We start from the raw sequence: 19,843 nt of genomic DNA, 5'->3' as shown, positions 1-19,843 counted from the left end.
TTGCGTTCAAAAGCCTTTATCATCCAGCTATTTTGCTTTGGCCGATGATTCTCGTGTCTTATTAATATCGATCATATGAAGATCACGACTGAAAAACAAAGCCTGTCTGGTTTAGTTTTTAAACTCCCTAACTTTGTCTGACTTTCGTAATTTTTTTATTCATTAAAATCATATATAAATGTTTTTTGTTTATTTTAGCGACAGGTATAATATGAAATTACCAACTTAAAATAGCATGAGAACGAAAAGGATCAGAAAAGTATATAGCGCTCTTTTTCTTTCTATCTTCTTTTTGAAGATGGCTATTTCAATCGCACCTATATATGCTTCTTTATACGATAGCAAACATGTAATGGCAGTTATCTTGCAATTAGAGATTGAAAACCACTCCGGTAAATCTAATTGTGGCGACACCAATATTGAAAATTTCAGCAAAGAATTCGCAACGGTAATTAATTGGGACATTTTCATGACTCCTTTACGTTATTTAGCTATCAAGCAATATGTTACAGATGATGACATCAGCGTAAAGTCATTCTACCCTTCTGTCCCAACGCCGCCTCCAAATTGTTAAACAAGTAATTCCCAAATTAATTTTTCCTAAAGCTATAGCACCCACATACCTTATTGGTTATGCGAGCTAGTAAAGGACTGATATACTCCCACAATCAGCTCTTTATAATCGTATAACCAATAATAAAGATTCGGTGCTGTATTGTAGGGATAACATATACTTGCTTAAAACAACAAATAATTATCATTTATCTAACACATTAAAATTTTATGCTAGGCACACGTTTTTCAGCATTTTTTAAAGTTGCCAAAAGAGACTTAAAGTACGACTTACCCGCAAGTGTGGTCGTCTTCCTAGTTGCCTTACCCCTTTGTTTGGGGATAGCAATGGCATCGGGAGCACCTTTATTTGCAGGTCTATTGACAGGAATTGTCGGAGGACTCGTAGTAGCCTCTATTAGTGGTTCGCAATTAAGTGTAAGTGGCCCTGCCGCCGGCTTAACGGTTATTGTTTTCGGTGCTATTCAGTCGTTAGGTTCGTATCATGTTTTTTTATTAGCTGTAGTCTTGGCGGGCATGATACAACTAGTTCTTGGTATGATTAAAGCAGGAACCATCGGCAACTATTTCCCTTCAGCAGTTATCGAAGGTATGTTAGCTGCCATCGGTATAACCATTATCCTTAAACAGTTACCCCATGCATTGGGATATGACGCTGATTTTTTTGGAGATGAAAGCTTCAAGCAATTAGACGGAGACAACACGTTATTAGCTATTAAAGCCGCTTTCGGAGCGATCCATTTAGGTGCTACTATTATAACGGCTTTATCCCTCCTAGTATTAATCTACTGGCCAAAACTTAAAAAGCTGAGTATAGTGCCGGCGCCTCTTATGGTCGTTGTTTTCGCCGTATTGCTTAATATCGCCTTTAAGGGCAGCAAGCTCGAAATTGACCCAAAACATTTAGTTGAGATACCGGTTGTTAACTCTTTTAATGAATTTTTAGGCTTATTTCAGTTCCCTGATTTCACTGCGATCGTAAACTATGATGTTTGGATAGTTGCATTTACAATTGCTATTGTTGCGAGTTTGGAAACACTTCTCTGCATTGAAGCGGTTGATAAACTAGATCCCTATAAGCGTGTATCTCCTACTAATCGGGAGTTGGTTGCGCAAGGAATTGGAAATATGACAACCGGTATGTTAGGTGGCCTTCCAATGACTTCCGTAATTGTGAGGTCTTCCGCAAATGTTAATGCCGGCGGAAAGACCAGGCAAAGCGCGATGTTTCATGGCTTCTGGTTGCTATTGGCACTATTAATTATTCCTGCCATTATTAATATGATACCGCTCGCCTGCTTAGCGGCCATACTATTGGTTACCGGATACAAATTAGCCAAAATCCCCCTATTTACCCGCATGTACCGAAGAGGGCTCGATCAATTTATTCCGTTCGTTGTTACGATATTAGCAATTGTTTTTACTGATTTATTAAAAGGGGTCGGTATTGGCATGGTAGTGGCTATATTCTATATCTTACGTAACAATATGCGCAATCCTTTTGGATATGACCTGGAGGAAAGCAATGGAAATAAAAAAATAAAAGTATACTTATCTGAAGAAGTGTCCTTTCTAAATAAGGCAGCTATTCAACAATCATTATATAATTTGCCGAAAGATGTAACGCATATTATCGTGGACGGAACCGGTAGCCGTTTCATAGACAAAGATGTTGTTCAAGTAATCAAAGACTTTGAACAAAATGCGCTCAGTTCGGGAAAACGCGTCGAATTGATCGATGTGTATGATAAACGAGAAGCGCCGAATATCCATCATTTATTTAAGAAAATACAACCAAGAACAAGAAAAAAAAAGATTAAACCAATAAAACAAATTTAATATGTCGAACAAAGCTTTTAAGAATCCCATTTTAGAAGAAACATTTAATAGAATTAAGGCAGGAAATGACGCATGGGTTAATGAAGTAGCAAGCGATACAACGGGCTTATTTAAAGAATTAGCCAAGGGACAACGTCCTGAGATTCTTTGGATCGGCTGCGCAGATAGTCGTGTACCGGCAAATCAAATCACGCATACAAGACCGGGAGACGTTTTTGTGCATAGAAATATTGCAAATATGTGTATTCATTCGGATATGAATATGTTGAGTGTATTGGACTATGCAGTAAATGTATTAAAGGTTAAACATGTTATCGTTGCAGGGCACTATGGTTGCGGCGGCGTGGCTGCTGCTCTTAGTCAAAAGCAGTTTGGCTTAATTGACAACTGGCTTTGCCATATTAAAGACGTTTATCGCTTACATAAAGGCGAAATCGATGCTATTACCGACTCTACTGCTAAGGTGAATCGCTTGGTTGAACTGAATGTTGCAGAACAGGTATTTAATCTCTGCACCTCAACCATCATCCAAAACGCCTGGAAGGAAAGGGACGATTTAGCTGTTCACGGTATGGTTATTGAACTGGAAACAGGCAGGTTGATTGACCTTGACTTAACTTTTACAGAAAGCACCCAATTGGATGATGTCTTCGCTTATAAATAATAGGCTATGGCGATTATAGTTAAAAAGCCGGTAGAGATAATCTCTACCGGCTTTTTTAACGGATAAAAGTTAGGTTAATTAAAGTATATAGAACATTTTTCGATCTGCATTTTTCGCTTCATCTCGCTGATCTTCCATTCGATCATCAAGCCACATTTGCATTAAATCCCGCTCGATTTTTGCGGAAATGGTAGACATAGGCGTATCCGTCGGCTTATTCTCAAATGGATCTTGCAAATGTACAGCCATCTTTTCTATTAAAAGGAACAACGTACCGATGGCGATAACCAAAGGAATAGATATATATCCGAACAAACCGAAAAGGCTGAATGGCAGCACCGTAATGAATAGATAAATTGCCAAACGTATATATAGTGTATACGTTTCAGGAAATACCGTACTTTTTATGCGTTCGCATTTCCCCATCGAATCGGTCAGCTTCATTAAGGTTCTCTCTAATTCAATCTGTTGAAATTGGTTTAAAAGCCCCTCATTTGTCGCCCTATTAATGTCCATGCCTTGCAACTTAAGTAAAGCATTAGGTACATTGTCATAAGCCTTGACAAACTCAAAATCAGATTCGGATAATAACCTTTTGATATCTTTATACGGATCTTGTTTCCGCAACGACTTCGTTAACGCATAATTCCATGCGATTTGACGTTTAATCAGTCTTTCTTTCAATTCGCCGGTGCTTCCTGAATCGTAAAGATTTCCAATAAATGTAATAACCTGCCTTGCGAAACTTCTTGAATCATTTACGATAGCTCCCCAAACAATGCGGGCCTCCCACCAACGATCATAAGCTTGATTTGAACGAAAAGCCAGTAATAAGGAAATAACCGTTCCAAGAATCGCAGGCACTCCTCCTATTGGAATGTCAAAATTAAATATGTTCAGTTGGTGTGAAACCGTCACAACAATGGCATATATGGCAACCAGCGCGCTGTCGTATTTTACTTTACCAAGCACGTATCCTATGGGTATATTGTTTTTCAGTAGCATAAGTAAATTCTTTAAGTTTTTTGATTTATAGGAGCGCTCTTTCTAATTCCCGAGCATAAATTGCTTTCTCCTCCTCGGTTAATTTACTGCCCATCTGCTTTCTTGATGGAACCCATTTATTCCATTTACACCTTTCAATTAGATCAATGGGATCGGAACTCTCCTTGGTAATCATCTGTAATTCAATAGAAGGATCGTAAACAATTTCATCGATACGGTTTGCATCCAAAAAGTTTCTAAAAAGTGCAATTGTATTCCCGTAAAAGTATTCAAATCTTACATCTTTAATCCTTTCGAACTCATCCTGTATACATCTACAATAATTTTCGAACGATCTTGGGATCAATTCTATTTCTTTAGTCCTTTTCGACAAAAGCAACAAATCAGTTATAGAATCAGAAAGTTTCACTACGCTAAAGAATAAAACAGATACCTCTTTTTCATTGCAAGACAAAAGATAATCGGTCAGAATATCCAATGATTGGCCTGAAAAATCAGTCGGAATAAGAATTTTCTTCATAAAATGTCTCCTTTTAGCTTAAAAATCAATAAAAAAGAACATTGCTAAAGCTCCCACAAACAATTGCTCATTTTACCTAACTTTACAAAGAAATAAGAAACTCATTAAAGAAGATTAAGGATAAAATTAAAATAGGATTAGAGTTTTAGGCAAAATCAAGCTATGACCTTATTTATGATTGGCAACGCTTGGCAGTAAAACAGTGATATCTGTTCCGGAATTTACTTGGGTTCTAATATCGATTGTGCCTCTGTGTAAGCGAATTATTTTTAAGGCTAAAGGTAACCCTACACCATGTCCTTCATAAAAATGAGTATTGGATGCCCTGAAAAATGGTTCGAAGATGTATTTCTTTTCTTGTTCGGGGATACCTATCCCTTCGTCTAAAACATTAATGAGAATATGTTTATTAGAAGTTTTTAAATGAATTCGTACTGGCTTGTTGTCGGAGTATTTGCAGGCATTTGTCACAATATTAGATAAAGCCAGCTGTAACAAATGTTCATATCCCATCACCGTAAGTTCATCTTCCTCCTCCGGCAAGTCTTCAAAGGTTAACCTCAATTCACAACCGGGATTCACCTGATCGGTGATCTTTTTAATATTCATTAAAAGCTGATCCATGCGCACCCGCTCTTTTGGTTGCTTACTTTTATCTGCAGACGTTTTGGCAAGGTAAAGTAAGCCACTGATAATCTCCTGTAATTTATCAGCTTCGCTAATAATGACCGACAAGGATTGTTTATGTGATTCTGGCAATTCACCGCTACCCATAGCCAATTCTGCTTCCCCGGATATAATGCTAATGGGAGTTCGTAGCTCGTGAGAAGCATTACTGATGAAATTACTCTGTGTATCAAATGCAGTTTCCAATCGATCCAGCATATCATTAAATGTTGTGGTAATTTCAGCCAGCTCATCCGTTCCTTTACGTCCAGGCAAGCGTAGATGTAGGTTATCAGCCGTTATTTCCTGCACTTTTTTAATAATTTGCGAAAAAGGTTTGAAAATTTGTTGAGAAAAAACCTTGCCGATGAAATAAACAACCAGAATAGATATAAAAAAACCGATGATCAATATTTTTTGAAGCATGGCCAGTTCACGGAAACCGGAAGGGTCTTTGGCGTAAACCACTACAATGAAATCGCCTTTCTCCGACTTAAAAAATCGACCGGCAAAAAAATCGTTCCGGTTATTATATCGACTACGGCCTTTTTTTAGTATTTCCGTAAAAAAGCTCTTCGGCAGTTGCGGCGCTCCCTTTTTTGGAATTACCTTTCCATGTTCAACACGAAAGAAGAAATCGCTTTCTGCCGGTAATCTTTCGAGATAACGATTTCGTATCCGTCGGTAATAGTAGATGGTCAGTTCGTCTTCCTGCATATATACCTCAGCACCGATATTCACCCTTGCCTCCAAGCGCTTATAGAAATCTTCAAAAGCATACTGCTGCGTAAAAAAGAAGATAGCTCCCATTAAAATGGAAATTAATCCGAGCGCAACACAGAAGAAAAGAAGGACAAACTTACTTTGGATTTTCATCTAAGTCAACATATTCTTTATCATCAGAGAAGCTTATACCGCACTTGTTTCGACAGTCTCAATATTTAAGCTTCTTTGATCGAGTAACCGACTCCTATCATCGTATGAATCAATTTTACGTCAAAACCTTTGTCTACCTTCTTCCTAAGATAGTTTACGTAAACGTCTACCACGTTGGTTCCCATATTAAAATTGATGTCCCAGACATGTTCTAAAATCTCGATTCTCGTTAGTACTTTATTTTTGTTTTTCATCATAAATTCCAGCAAACGGTATTCGGTTGCCGTTAAGGCAATTTCTTTACCACCTCGAGTAGCGATCCGCGCATCCATATCTAATACTAAGTCCATAATTCGAATAGTAGACGAAGCTGGATTCTGCTGACCGTTAGTGCCATTTGCCCTTCTCACCAATGTGCGAATGCGAGCTTTCAGTTCCTCGAATTTAAAAGGTTTAACCATGTAATCGTCCGCTCCTGAATCCAATCCGGTTACAACATTGTTTGTTGCACTTAATGCGGTTAGCATTAGAATAGGAACGGGGTTATTTTCTTTACGCAACAGTTGGCAAACTTCAATTCCACTAATTCCAGGCAACATGACATCCAAAACAATAAGGTCAAATGCGTTGTGGTATATCATGTCCAAGCCCAATTCTCCATCGGAAGCAATCCGAACGTCATAACCATCTGCGCTGAGTCCCCTTTGAATTAACGATGCTAATTTCGACTGATCCTCGATAACTAAGATTTTATTGGCCATACTTATTAAATAAAAAAGCGTTAATTGCTAAAATACACATTTTATGGCTTATATCATGTCCCTAAACAAAAAAAGCGAGGGGTTTGGCCCTCGCTTCTTGTTCTAAAGAAAACTAAAATCATTAAACTTTGATTTCAACTTCTACACCACTAGGCAATTCAAGTTTCATCAGAGCGTCAACTGTTTTTGAGTTAGAGCTGTAAATATCTAACAATCTTTTATAAGAGCATAACTGAAATTGTTCACGCGCTTTTTTATTCACGTGTGGTGAACGTAAAACGGTGTAAATTTTCTTTTCAGTAGGAAGTGGAATTGGACCGCTTACTACAGCTCCTGTAGGTTTTACAGTTTTTACAATCTTTTCGGCTGATTTGTCAACCAAATTGTAATCGTACGATTTTAATTTAATTCTGATTCTTTGGCTCATTATATGTTATATTAATGATGTTCCGTTAGAGCTATTTATAACGGAACATCAGATTTAAAAATTAGGCTTTAACTTTACCCTTTGCTTTTGCAATCACCTCGTCCTGAACGTTTTTAGGTGCTTCTGCATAGTGATCAAACTCCATGGTAGAAGTAGCGCGACCGGATGTAATTGTTCTCAATTGAGTCACATAACCGAACATTTCAGAAAGTGGCACAAGTGCTTTAATTACTTGAGATCCGTTACGTGTATCCATACCTTGAAGCTGTCCGCGGCGACGGTTTAAGTCACCCATTACATCTCCCATGTTTTCTTCCGGTGTAAGCACCTCAATTTTCATGATCGGCTCCATTAACACGGGGCGACATTTCGGTAGTGCTTCACGGAAGGCAGTACGGGCGGCAATCTCGAAAGACAGTGCATCGGAGTCGACCGCGTGGAAAGATCCATCTACCAATCGAACTTTCATATCCGTTACCGGGAAGCCCGCTAACACACCATTTACCATGGCTGCTTCAAAACCTTTCTGTACTGAAGGAATAAATTCACGTGGAATTGCTCCACCTACGATTTCATTCACAAATTGTAAGCCGCCTTTCTCGTAATCTTTATCGATTGGAGAAATAACTACTTGTATATCCGCAAACTTACCACGACCACCGGTTTGCTTTTTGTATACTTCGCGGTGCGCAGCTTCTGCTGTAATCGCCTCTTTATAAGCCACTTGCGGAGCGCCTTGATTTACTTCTACTTTAAATTCGCGCTTCAAACGATCAATTAAGATATCTAAGTGTAGCTCACCCATACCTTTGATAACCGTTTGGCCTGTTTCTTCATCACTTTGTACCACGAAGGTAGGATCTTCTTCAGCTAATTTACCCAAAGCAACACCCAGCTTGTCAACATCGGCTTGCGTCTTAGGCTCAATCGCCAAACCAATTACCGGTTCGGGGAAAGTCATGGATTCTAAAACAATTGGATGTTTTTCATCGCAAAGGGTATCCCCGGTTTTGATATCTTTGAAACCAACAACTGCACCGATATCACCTGCTCCGATATTTGGAATAGGATTTTGCTTATTCGCGTGCATTTGGAAGATACGAGATATACGCTCCTTATTGCCTGAGCGTGTATTATAAACATAGGAACCTGCTTCCAATATGCCCGAATAAACACGAATGAAGCATAAGCGGCCCACAAATGGATCCGTTGCAATTTTGAAACCTAGTGCAGCAAATGGTTCGTCAACAGAAGGTTTACGAATAATTTCTGCATCAGTCCGAGGATCTGTTCCTTTTACCGCTTCTTGATCTAGCGGGGACGGTAACAACTCCATTACTAAATCCAACATGGTTTGAACCCCTTTATTTTTAAAGGACGATCCACAAACCATTGGCACAATAGCATTGTCAATTACCGCTTTACGAAGTGCTGTTAAGATTTCACGTTCTGAGATCGAGTTAGGATCTTCAAAGAATTTCTCCATCAACGATTCATCGTAACCCGCTACCGATTCCAATAGCTTCTCTCTCCACTCGGCAACTTCGTCAACCATATCCTCAGGGATAGGCACTTCAGTAAAGGTCATACCCTTATCTTCTTCATTCCAAACGATCCCACGGTTATTGATCAAATCAACAACTCCTTTGAAGTTATCCTCAGCACCGATTGGTAATTGCAAAGGAATTGCATCAGCACCTAACATATCTTTTACTTGCTTAACTACCTTTAAAAAGTCAGCACCTGAACGGTCCATCTTATTAACGAAGCCGATACGTGAAACTTTATAGTTATCTGCCAAGCGCCAGTTAGTTTCGGATTGAGGTTCTACACCGTCAACTGCAGAGAACAAAAATACCAATCCGTCCAGTACACGTAAAGAACGATTTACCTCAACGGTAAAGTCAACGTGTCCCGGTGTATCTATAATATTTACCTGATATTTACTTCCTCGATAGTTCCAGAATACAGTGGTAGCAGCGGAAGTAATGGTAATACCGCGCTCAGCTTCCTGGACCATCCAGTCCATGGTTGAAGCTCCCTCATGCACTTCCCCAATTTTGTGGTTAACTCCGGCGTAGTATAAGATACGCTCGGTAGTAGTGGTTTTACCAGCATCGATGTGTGCGGCAATACCGATATTCCTTGTGAATTTTAAGTCTCTTGACATCTTTTTTATATTCCCTAAAGGTGTATTTAAACTCTTATATAAATGTGAATCTACTATTGGTAAATCCACTTTGCTTTATACTTCGGCAAAAAACGACACAGATTAAATTGACACACACTAGTTTGTTACATGCTATTGTGTTATTCAATTTAATCTGTGTCATTGTAATTGGATTAGAACCTAAAGTGAGAGAAAGCTTTGTTAGCTTCCGCCATCTTATGGGTATCTTCTTTTTTCTTAACAGCAGCACCTTCACCTTTAGAAGCTGAAATTATCTCACCGGCTAATTTCTCGTACATAGTTTTTTCACCACGTTTACGAGCATAGCTGATCAGCCACTTCATTCCCAAGGCAATCTTACGTTCCGGACGAACCTCTGTTGGTACTTGAAAGTTAGCACCGCCTACACGACGTGATTTTACTTCAACTGAAGGCATCACATTGTTTAGTGCTTTTTTCCATGTTTCCAAGCCATTTTCATTGGTTTTTTGTTCAACCAAATCAACAGCATTGTAGAAAATTGAGTATGCAATGGATTTCTTTCCATCGTACATCATGTTATTTACAAAACGTGTAACCTGAATATCGTTAAACTTTGGATCAGGTAAAATGATTCTTTTCTTTGGTTTTGACTTTCTCATCTTAATTTCCTCCGTTTAACTATTTCTTTTTACCTTTTGCAGGAGCTGCAGCAGCTTGTCCTGGTTTTGGACGTTTTGTTCCATACTTAGAGCGACGTTGATTACGACCGGCAACACCGGAAGTATCTAAGGCACCGCGAATGATGTGATAACGCACACCTGGTAAGTCTTTTACACGACCTCCGCGGATCAATACAATCGAGTGCTCTTGTAAATTGTGTCCTTCACCAGGGATATAGGCGTTCACCTCTTTTCCATTGGTTAAACGTACACGAGCAACTTTACGCATGGCTGAGTTTGGTTTTTTAGGGGTAGTGGTGTATACACGTGTACACACACCTCTTCGCTGTGGACAGCTGTCCAACGCTGGTGATTTACTCTTATCAACCAGAGCTACTCTACCTTTTCTAACTAATTGTTGAATAGTAGGCATTTACTGTTTTTTAATTTGCTTTTTGTCCTATTTCTATTAAAGTCCGCAAAAATATGAAAAAGAATTTGATAATCAAAGCATAATCGATTGTAAAAGAAAGATTGACCGGGACACTAAAGTGTCTGCCCCACCTTACTCTTCTTTTTCCTTTCCTTTGGCTCTTTCTTTAGCTGGTGTTTCTTTTCCAAAAATTCGATAATGTGGGTAGCAATGTCCTTTCCGGTAACCTTTTCTATACCTTCTAAACCCGGTGAAGAGTTCACTTCCAAAACAAGCGGACCTCTATCAGATTGCAACATATCTACTCCACAAACGGTTAGGCCAAGCTCAGCGGAAGCTCGTAAAGCGGTTTCTTTTTCGGCTTTCGTTAACTTGATGACGGTAGCAGATCCACCTCGGTGAAGATTCGATCGGAATTCGCCTTCTTTAGCAGTGCGCTTCATTGCGCCTACCACTTTACCATCTACTACCAACACCCTGATGTCTGCGCCTCTCGACTCTTTAATATATTCCTGTATCAAAATGTTGTTTCCAAGCCCATAGAATGCTTCGATCACCGAGCTGGCAGCCTTTCTGGTTTCGGCAAGAACAACGCCAATACCCTGTGTTCCTTCTAATAGTTTGATCACAAGAGGCGCCCCTCCTACCATCTTTATTAAATCATCGACATCATTTGTTTGTCGTGCAAATCCCGTTATCGGCATACCAATACCGGCACCGGATAAAATCTGCATACATCGTAATTTATCTCTGGATCGCGTAATAGCCTGACTTGGATTAGCGGACGCTACTCCCATAATTTCAAATTGCCTCACTATAGCCGAGCCGTAAAAGGTTACCGAAGCACCTATTCTGGGGATGATTGCATCGATATTGGACACATCCTGCCCTTTGTAATGTATACTGGGCTCCCCCTGTTTTATGCCTACATAACACTGCCTATGATCTAGCACAACACATTCATGCCCTCTTTTTAGGGCCGCCTCTACCAAACGCTTGGTAGAATACAAATTTTTATTGGTTGACAGTACTGCAATCTTCACAATATGTATAAATAAATTGAACGCAACGATAAACATGTGTTTCAACAGCAGCTGATCATGTTTTGTTTCGAGAGGTCAGTTGTGATTCTTTCGTTATTAGGTTTCTATTTGGTTTTGCTTTCTTTTTTTGATAAATTTGACTTGGAGACGTCGACCAGAAATTTCTTCCGGATAAAACTTCTTCCAAGTAACATCGGAAATTCCATACCCGACCGATCACGAAGCGAAATTTCAATCTCGTGATTTTCATTAAATATAGAGATTGCTGTTTTTACTATGAATCTATTTTCTTCACTCCCAAACGAGTTTTTAACCTTTCGCTCTTTATGGTATGGAAGCATATAAACTGTTCCATTTCCCCCAAAATTGTCGTCCAAGGGGATGAAACGAACAAAATTTTTTCGCTTTACTTTAACCAGTTCGATGAACTTACAATGTAATACGGATGTTTTGGCTCCCGTATCTATTTTGGCTGGAACATTATAAAGTTTAAAATCTATAAAATCGACAGTCTCCTTCCAGCCGATAATCTTCATAATATTAACTAATTTCTCAACTATAATGTATGCGTAAGATAATTAATAGTAAACAAATTCCCCAACTTCGGAATGGACGGTTACCTTCTTTTGTTCACTATCTTCAACTCTTCCTACTATTTTAGCCTCAATGCCAAATTTTTCTGCGATGCGAATGATATCGACTGCTCTCGCCTCCGGAACGTATAACTCCATTCTATGTCCCATATTAAAGACTTTATACATCTCCTGCCAATCAGTCTTTGACTCCGTTTGTATCAGTCTGAACAAGGGAGGGATCGGAAAAAGGTTATCTTTAATAATATGGAAACGATCAATAAAATGCAGAACCTTTGTTTGTGCTCCACCACTGCAATGAACCATCCCGTGTATATCTTGGCGATAATGATCGAGCACTTCCTTCATAACGGGCGCATAAGTACGGGTTGGCGAAAGGACCAATTTTCCGATTGTAATCTCCTCGCCGTCAATAGTAATCGTATCGGTAAGCGCTTTGCTTCCCGAAAAAACAAGCTCATGAGGAATTGCGGGGTCGTAACTTTCTTTATATTTTTCAGCGACTGACTTATTGAACACATCGTGACGGGCGGATGTCAAGCCGTTTGATCCCATTCCGCCATTGTATTCAGACTCATACACAGCTTTTCCGTAAGAGGAAAGCCCTACAATAACATCTCCTGCCTCTATCTTATGATTTGAAATCACGTCAGCTCTCTTCATGCGGCAGGTAACTGTACTGTCGACGATAATTGTTCTAACCAAATCGCCGACATCCGCCGTTTCTCCCCCGGTCGAATAGATGCCTATCCCCAGATCTCTCAGTTCTTGAAGGATTTCTTCCGTTCCATTAATGATTTCTGCGATTACTTCTCCGGGGATTAGACTCTTATTTCTTCCTATGGTGGACGAAATTAATATATTATCTAAGGCTCCAACACAAAGCAGATCATCGATGTTCATGACGATTGCATCTTGTGCAATACCTCTCCATACCGATAAATCACCGGTTTCTTTCCAGTAAACATAGGCCAATGAGGACTTGGTGCCTGCACCATCGGCATGCATAATGTTACACCAATCATCCGCCCCGCCTAAAATATCCGGTATTATCTTACAAAACGCTTTTGGAAATAAGCCCTTGTCAATGTTTTTAATGGCATTATGCACATCTTCTTTACCGGCCGAAACACCGCGTTGGTTGTACTTTAAATCTGACATACGGCTGCAAAAGTAACTAATCCTAATGATATTTTAGACACCTTAATATAAATATAATACGATGGGGTAAAAATAAAAAATCCCCAAGGGAAACCCTTGAGGATGTATTTTTTGGCCGCCTCTTTTATCTTACAAACAGAAGTTCTCTCAATTTTGGAAGAGGCCATTTGCGATCGTCAACAATCTGCTCAAGTTTATTGAGATGATAACGAATCTTATCAAAATACGGCTTCACATTTTCGTCATAAGCGATAGCTTTGTCACGAACGTCTTCCAAAACATTGGCTTTCTTACGCTCTTGTCTCATAGCTTCAGCTTCTTCAAGTATTATATTGATATGCTCACCGATACGCTCCAATAATTCAGATTGCGATTTATAAGCAGAAGCTTTTACACCGAGGTCTTTTAAGCCTTTAACGTTTTCTATCAGCTCATTCTGATAGGTAATAGCCGCAGGAACAAGTGAACTGTTAACGATTTCGCCTATTACACGGGCTTCAATTTGAATCTTTTTGAAGTAGTTTTCCAATAAGATCTCATGGCGAGCTTCACCTTCACGCTTAGTCATGATCCCTAAAGATTCGAACATCTTTTCGGTTTTTTCGCTCACGTAAACATCTAAAGCTCTTGGTGTTGTTTTGATATTAGACAATCCGCGTTTCGCTGCCTCGTCTTCCCACTCTTTGCTATATCCATTACCTTCGAAGCGGATAGCCTTTGATTCTTTAATATACTTACGAACAACGTTTAAGATCGCTAGATCTTTCTTCGTTCCCTTCTTTATTTGTTTGTCTACTTCAACCTTGAACTTAATCAACTGCTCTGCAACGATCGCATTTAATACCGTCATCGGACTGGCTGAGTTTGCAGAAGAACCTACAGCACGGAACTCAAACTTATTTCCTGTAAATGCAAAAGGAGAAGTCCGATTACGGTCTGTATTATCTAATTGTAAGGTAGGGATTTTAGGAATTCCATGCCACAATTGACTATCCGCTTTCACTTTCTTCGCAACACGTGCCGTTTCAACTTCGTCCAACACAGCATTTAATTGGCTGCCCAAGAAAATAGAGATAATAGCAGGAGGAGCTTCGTTCGCTCCTAAACGGTGATCGTTGCTGGCTGTAGCGATAGAAGCTCTTAACAAATCGGAATGCTCATATACCGCACGAATAACATTCACGAAGAATGTCAAAAACATCAGGTTATTTTTAGGGGTTTTCCCCGGAGACAGCAAATTGATGCCGGTATTGGTAATCAACGACCAGTTGTTGTGTTTGCCCGATCCGTTAATATCAGCATACGGTTTTTCGTGTAAAAGAACTTTGAAGTTATGACGCAAAGCCACTTGATCCATCAAGTTCATTAACAATTGGTTGTGATCAATTGCTAAATTGATTTCCTCAAACATCGGAGCGCATTCGAACTGTGAAGGGGCTACCTCGTTGTGGCGTGTCTTCAATGGAATACCCAGTTTCAACGCTTCTTGCTCCAGGTCAACCATAAAAGCTAGTACCCGCTCAGGAATAGCACCGAAGTAATGATCTTCCAATTGTTGACCTTTAGCAGACATATGACCAAATAAAGTCCTTCCCGTTAATTGCAAATCAGGGCGACCGTTAAATAAGGCTAAATCAACCAAGAAATATTCTTGTTCGATACCTAAAGAAGCAAAAACTTTTTCAACGCCTTTATCAAAATATTGTGCAACATCAACAGCCGCCTTATCTAACGCGTTTAGGGTTTTTAACAAAGGAGCTTTATAGTCTAATGCTTCACCTGTATATGACAAGAAGACTGTTGGAATACAAAGTGTCTTGCTGCCTCCTGTTTCATAAATAAATGCAGGTGAAGAGGGGTCCCAGCCGGTATAGCCTCTTGCTTCGAAGGTATTACGAATACCACCATTCGGAAAGCTGGACGCATCCGGCTCCTGTTGCACTAACGCATCAGCTGTAAATTTCTCAATGGCTACACCATCACCGCCAGGCTCAAAAAAGGCATCATGCTTTTCTGCAGTTGCGCCCGTTAAAGGCTGGAACCAGTGAGTGTAATGGCTTACCCCATTGCTGATCGCCCAACTTTTCATAGCCTGAGAGATATGCTCCGCTAAATCAAAATCGATCGCCTCGCCGGCTTCGATTACACTTGTTAATTTCGCGAATACATTTTTCGGCAAATACTCTTTCATCTTCTTCACGGTAAAAACATTTTTACCAAAGTATGAGGAAGCTTTTTCTCCAGCGGCTATCACTGCTGGTCTTTTGTCACGAGAAATTGCAGCTTCAACTGCGCTAAACCTGAGATTTGACATGCTTTTGTGTTGATTTTATTATTTTTTTGTCTTTGTTTAGAGATTATGCCGTAAAAATCATCATATTTTTTCGAAATTTCCTAATATTTCTTCAAAAAAAATATCAACAAAGTAAATATTATCTGAATATGTTGTTAAAATACACAAATGGGAATCATAAAATGGTGCTCGCCTAGGTCGGGAATTGAGGCCTAATTTTAAAGAATTTTGAAGGATAAATTAGAATTTTGAAATATTTTTCAATAGAAAGAAAAATCCACTCACATAGACACAAAGAAAATGGCGTGATTTTAGGATATTCAAAATAGAGTTAACAGACACTATTTCGTTATCAATTGCAATGTCCAAGCGCGTAATAAACGATTATAAAAATTATTATAGTCGATAAACATCCACCTCCCAATTTTTTGGCGGTAAATCCTGCAATTAGTGCTCTAAAAAACTTATTCATCGTTAAGGTGCTTTATTAGGTAAACTCCTTAACCATTCAATTTGTTTTTCGTAAGAGCGCTAGACATCAAAATGCTTTTTATTTCTCATAACAAGTGGCGCATCCCAAACGATATCCACTTTTTTTTCCTCACTCCTAATAGGGCAATTCTTCATATTACAATAGTGACAGCATGCGGGCAAACATGGGTCTGCGTGAATAAAGAGTTCGGTATCTATATGTACTTTCTTATTGATAAGGGCGTCAACTTGAGACACTTCCTCGTGCACTTTTATCAAATCAAAATAGTTGGGTAAAGTCATATGGCAATCGATATGGAGTTCGTGTCCGTAGCGTTGAACCCGTAAATTATGAACATCGATCCAGCTGTCCTTCCGATTTTCTTCCAATATTTGCACAACCTGGTTTATTAATTCGAAGTCGGACTCATCCATTAAGCCACCGACCGACTTCCTTAATAATTTGTAACCACTAAATAAAATGTAAAAGCCTAATCCTAAGGAAAGCACTATGTCAATTTGCTGTACACCTGTCATATAGAGCAGAAGTAATCCTACCAATAAGCCTAAGGTGCTGTATGAGTCAACTTGTAGATGCTTGCCGTCGGCCATAATAGTGAGCGAATACAAGCTCTTACCTTTTTTTATCATGTAAGTGCCCAACGCGAAATTAACCAAACCCGTAAAAGCCAGCATGCCCATTCCCTCTAGCAAATTACTAATTTGCTCTGGAAAGAAAATATTATAAACAGCCTTGCCGACAATTAAAAGTCCGGCGATAAATATCAAACCGCCTTCCAGAAAGACCGAAAAGAACTCTACCTTGCCGTGACCATAAGGGTGATTTTCATCCTTGGGCTGCGAAGAAAGGTGAATGCTATAGAACGCAAAGCCGCTCGCTATTACGTTAACGATGCTTTCAACAGCATCAGTCAGAATCGCATTAGAGTGCGTTATGAGGTAAGCTGTGAATTTAAACAGCATTAAAATGATACCGGTACTCAGCGAGTATAATATAATCCTTTTCTGTTCTTGCACGCGCAGACTGCTTAAAGTGCAAAGGTAAAAATTAAAAAATCATAACAATGTGAATTGAATGAAGGCCTCAAGGCATATTGAAAGAATTAGTCGACTTAATTGCACTTTGTTGCGAATATGCTATCCTAAATCACAGTTCATAACTTTTTTATCAAAAAGATTGTTATAAAATTTAAAATAGTAGAATTTTGCTTAGGTTTGTAATCTAATGGAAACACTATCAATATTATCTGAAAGAATCAATAACCTATCTGAATCGGCCACACTAAAAATGACCAAATTAGGTAGGGAGTTGGCAGCCCAGGGCGCCAACATTATTAGCCTTAGTGTAGGTGAACCTGATTTTAATACACCGGATCATATAAAGGAAGCGGCGAAGAAGGCGTTGGACGAAAACTATACGCGTTATTCTCCCGTTCCCGGATATCCCGAACTAAGAAAAGCCATTGTAAAGAAGTTAAAGGAAGAAAACGGTTTAGATTATGATATTTCGCAGATTGTCGTTTCAACCGGTGCCAAGCAATCACTATCTAACGCTATACTTTGTGTGATTAATCCGGGAGATGAGGTTATCATTCCGACTCCTTACTGGGTGTCTTATTCAGAAATGGTTAATTTGGCGGAAGGAAAATCGGTTTTCATTAATACCAGCATTGAAAGTGACTTCAAAATCACTCCAAAAGAATTAGAAGCTGCGATAACAGATAAAACGAAATTATTCATGTTCTCTTCTCCTTGCAATCCAACAGGTAGCGTTTATAGCAAGGATGAACTCGCTGCTTTAGTGGAAGTGTTTGAAAAGCATCCTCAGATCTATATTATATCTGATGAGATTTATGAGCATATTAATTTTAAAAGTCAACACGAATCAATTGCCCAATTTGAAAGCGTAAAGGACCGTGTGATATTGATCAACGGATTCTCCAAATCTTATGCTATGACAGGTTGGCGTTTGGGTTATCTTGCAGCTAGTAAAGAAATAGCAGCCGCAAATGACAAACTTCAAGGACAAACCACGTCCGGAACTTGCTCAATTGCGCAACGGGCAGGAATTGCGGCCTATGAAGGGGGACTAGAATCGGTAAATGAAATGAAAAAGGCCTTTGAGCGTCGGCGAGAGTTGGTATATAACGCGCTGAAAGAAATTAATGACGTAAAGGTTAACCTACCCGAAGGAGCTTTTTACTTCTTCCCTGATGTAAGTGCCTTCTTCGGACGAAAGGATGGAAATGGTAACACGATTGCTAATTCATCGGATCTGGCACTTTACCTATTGAATGAAGCGCATGTGGCAACTGTAGGAGGAGATTCATTTGGCAACAATGACTGCATCCGTTTGTCCTACGCTGCTTCGGACGAGCAACTAACGGAAGCATTGCGACGCATTAAAATTGCGCTTGAAAAATTAGTTTAAACGTATTCCGTATACCCGTATTTGCTCCGGAGCAAATACGGGTATTTTTTATATATCATAGTCCGCCTTCCAATACTCAGGCCGATTGTTATAAATGGCGTTATTAGCCATGGCGACACAAATAGCAGCGCTAGCACCACGTTTTACGTTTGACGAAGGCATCGTATTGGTCTTTATGGCTTTGTAAAACTCCTGTAGTGCATACCAAGTACCATCTTTAGTCGGTTCATCTAAAATCGGTGTTCCGCCATCTTTGTTCCAAACAATTTTCGTTGCACCACTTACCCCATCTACTGTACTTAAAGCCTCCTTTGCTTCTTTTTCAGGATAAAACAGCCCTGTGTTTGTCAACAAGGAAACAGTTCCTTTGGTACCCTTGATCTTAAATAGATAACCATCTCGCGCATTTCCGCAAGTGGCACCAAAATTACCGATCATCCCCTCCTTTTTGTACCTAAACATGACTTGGATATTATCAAACGTTTCCCTGCCATCAGGATAAATATCAATACCGCCGGTACCATAAACTTCATCCGGGTGCGTATCAAAGGCCCAGTTTATAAAATCGATCTGATGTGACAACAATTCTGCTGCTAAGCCACCGGAAAATTCTTTATACATGCGCCAATTAATTTGCCTTTCCAGCCCAGGTTCGGGTACTGCCCTTCTCCAAGTGCCATTTCTATCCCACCTGCAGTCAACCTGACTAACTTTGCCAAGGAAGCCGCTACTAATCATATCTTTCACTTTGAAATATAGGGGTGAATACCGGTATTGATAACCTACTTGAACCGTTTGTTTAGGGTGTTGATCAGCTAACCTCACTAATTGCTTTGCTTCATCAATCGAGTAGGTCATCGTTTTCTCTACGTAAACGTGTTTACCTGCTTCAATTGCGTCTTTAGCAATACTAAAATGCGCACTCAAGGGCACTGCAATAAAGACAGCATCGAGATCCTTGTCGTCAAGCATTGACTGATGCGATTTGAATTTAATAATCTTATCGTCTTTCAGAAGATGATTCGCCTCATCTAATCTAAAGTCCAAAACATCACAGTAACTTCTGATTCTGAATAACTGGGGCAACGACTTTATGACAGATAACACGCCCTTTCCCCGATCACCACAACCAATCATCCCAATGTTAATTGGCTTATCATTCAGCCAGCTCGTTTTTGCCAACAGCTCATCAAACATAAGTAGACTCCCCCCTAACAAACTGCCTTGTTGTAAAAAACTTCTTCTGTCCATTCTT

General features: G+C 39.5%; 18 protein-coding genes. 4 read left to right on the top strand and 14 right to left on the bottom strand.

The window, feature by feature from the left end:
* Window positions 1-235 precede the first annotated feature (235 nt).
* The 3 genes from E0E36_RS09750 (at window position 236) to E0E36_RS09740 (ending at window position 3,076) form a co-directional block, all read left to right on the top strand.
* On the top strand, window positions 236-574 hold the full coding sequence (locus E0E36_RS09750) for a hypothetical protein (RefSeq protein ID WP_013667222.1): 339 nt from the start codon (window positions 236-238) through the stop codon (window positions 572-574).
* 209 nt (window positions 575-783) lie between these two features.
* Window positions 784-2,412 (top strand): SulP family inorganic anion transporter, encoded by a 1,629-nt coding sequence (locus E0E36_RS09745; protein ID WP_130855782.1) that lies wholly within the window; start codon window positions 784-786, stop codon window positions 2,410-2,412.
* 1 nt (window position 2,413) lies between these two features.
* Window positions 2,414-3,076, top strand: coding sequence for a carbonic anhydrase (locus tag E0E36_RS09740; protein WP_013667224.1), 663 nt, complete (start codon window positions 2,414-2,416; stop codon window positions 3,074-3,076).
* 78 nt (window positions 3,077-3,154) lie between these two features.
* On the opposite strand, the gene E0E36_RS09735 is transcribed toward E0E36_RS09740, so the two are convergent.
* The 13 genes from E0E36_RS09735 to E0E36_RS09675 form a co-directional block, all read right to left on the bottom strand.
* Complete coding sequence (locus E0E36_RS09735) at window positions 3,155-4,081, bottom strand: bestrophin family protein (protein WP_013667225.1); 927 nt, start codon at window positions 4,079-4,081, stop codon at window positions 3,155-3,157.
* Window positions 4,082-4,106: 25 nt separating this feature from the next.
* Window positions 4,107-4,601, bottom strand: coding sequence for a hypothetical protein (locus E0E36_RS09730; RefSeq protein WP_013667226.1), 495 nt, complete (start codon window positions 4,599-4,601; stop codon window positions 4,107-4,109).
* Window positions 4,602-4,769: 168 nt separating this feature from the next.
* Window positions 4,770-6,143 carry a sensor histidine kinase gene (locus E0E36_RS09725; protein ID WP_130855781.1) on the bottom strand — a complete coding sequence of 458 codons (1,374 nt, stop codon included), beginning with the start codon at window positions 6,141-6,143 and terminating at the stop codon, window positions 4,770-4,772.
* Between the two features lie 65 nt (window positions 6,144-6,208).
* The gene (locus E0E36_RS09720) at window positions 6,209-6,904 is read right to left on the bottom strand and encodes a response regulator transcription factor (RefSeq protein WP_013667228.1); all 696 of its coding nucleotides are present in this window, start codon (window positions 6,902-6,904) and stop codon (window positions 6,209-6,211) included.
* A gap of 121 nt (window positions 6,905-7,025) precedes the next feature.
* Complete coding sequence (gene rpsJ, locus E0E36_RS09715; RefSeq protein ID WP_013667229.1) at window positions 7,026-7,331, bottom strand: 30S ribosomal protein S10; 306 nt, start codon at window positions 7,329-7,331, stop codon at window positions 7,026-7,028.
* A gap of 61 nt (window positions 7,332-7,392) precedes the next feature.
* A complete protein-coding gene (gene fusA, locus E0E36_RS09710; protein WP_130855780.1) occupies window positions 7,393-9,501 on the bottom strand; it encodes an elongation factor G in 2,109 nt (702 codons plus the stop codon).
* Between the two features lie 173 nt (window positions 9,502-9,674).
* Entirely contained in the window at window positions 9,675-10,142 is a 468-nt protein-coding gene (gene rpsG / locus E0E36_RS09705; protein ID WP_013667231.1) for a 30S ribosomal protein S7, read from the bottom strand.
* Between the two features lie 19 nt (window positions 10,143-10,161).
* On the bottom strand, window positions 10,162-10,575 hold the full coding sequence (gene rpsL / locus E0E36_RS09700; RefSeq protein WP_002993550.1) for a 30S ribosomal protein S12: 414 nt from the start codon (window positions 10,573-10,575) through the stop codon (window positions 10,162-10,164).
* A gap of 113 nt (window positions 10,576-10,688) precedes the next feature.
* The gene (gene rimK, locus E0E36_RS09695; RefSeq protein ID WP_049795159.1) at window positions 10,689-11,618 is read right to left on the bottom strand and encodes a 30S ribosomal protein S6--L-glutamate ligase; all 930 of its coding nucleotides are present in this window, start codon (window positions 11,616-11,618) and stop codon (window positions 10,689-10,691) included.
* 104 nt (window positions 11,619-11,722) lie between these two features.
* Window positions 11,723-12,154, bottom strand: coding sequence for an ATP-dependent zinc protease family protein (locus E0E36_RS09690; RefSeq protein ID WP_130855779.1), 432 nt, complete (start codon window positions 12,152-12,154; stop codon window positions 11,723-11,725).
* Window positions 12,155-12,196: 42 nt separating this feature from the next.
* The gene (locus E0E36_RS09685) at window positions 12,197-13,372 is read right to left on the bottom strand and encodes an AIR synthase related protein (protein ID WP_013667234.1); all 1,176 of its coding nucleotides are present in this window, start codon (window positions 13,370-13,372) and stop codon (window positions 12,197-12,199) included.
* Between the two features lie 124 nt (window positions 13,373-13,496).
* Window positions 13,497-15,686 carry a glutamine synthetase III family protein gene (locus E0E36_RS09680; RefSeq protein WP_130855778.1) on the bottom strand — a complete coding sequence of 730 codons (2,190 nt, stop codon included), beginning with the start codon at window positions 15,684-15,686 and terminating at the stop codon, window positions 13,497-13,499.
* A 510-nt stretch (window positions 15,687-16,196) separates the two neighbouring features.
* Window positions 16,197-17,174, bottom strand: a complete 978-nt coding sequence (locus E0E36_RS09675) for a cation diffusion facilitator family transporter (protein ID WP_130855777.1) — start codon at window positions 17,172-17,174, stop codon at window positions 16,197-16,199.
* A 208-nt stretch (window positions 17,175-17,382) separates the two neighbouring features.
* Here E0E36_RS09675 and E0E36_RS09670 point away from each other — a divergent pair, with 208 nt between their 5' ends.
* Window positions 17,383-18,588, top strand: coding sequence for a pyridoxal phosphate-dependent aminotransferase (locus E0E36_RS09670; protein WP_242627170.1), 1,206 nt, complete (start codon window positions 17,383-17,385; stop codon window positions 18,586-18,588).
* Window positions 18,589-18,636: 48 nt separating this feature from the next.
* Here the strand turns inward: E0E36_RS09670 and E0E36_RS09665 are convergent, their stop codons facing one another.
* Entirely contained in the window at window positions 18,637-19,839 is a 1,203-nt protein-coding gene (locus E0E36_RS09665) for a Gfo/Idh/MocA family protein (protein WP_130855776.1), read from the bottom strand.
* Window positions 19,840-19,843: the final 4 nt, after the last annotated feature.

The organism is Olivibacter jilunii, from assembly GCF_900607235.1.
Lineage (GTDB): Bacteria > Bacteroidota > Bacteroidia > Sphingobacteriales > Sphingobacteriaceae > Olivibacter > Olivibacter oleidegradans.
This window is presented reverse-complemented; position numbering and strand designations above follow the sequence as displayed.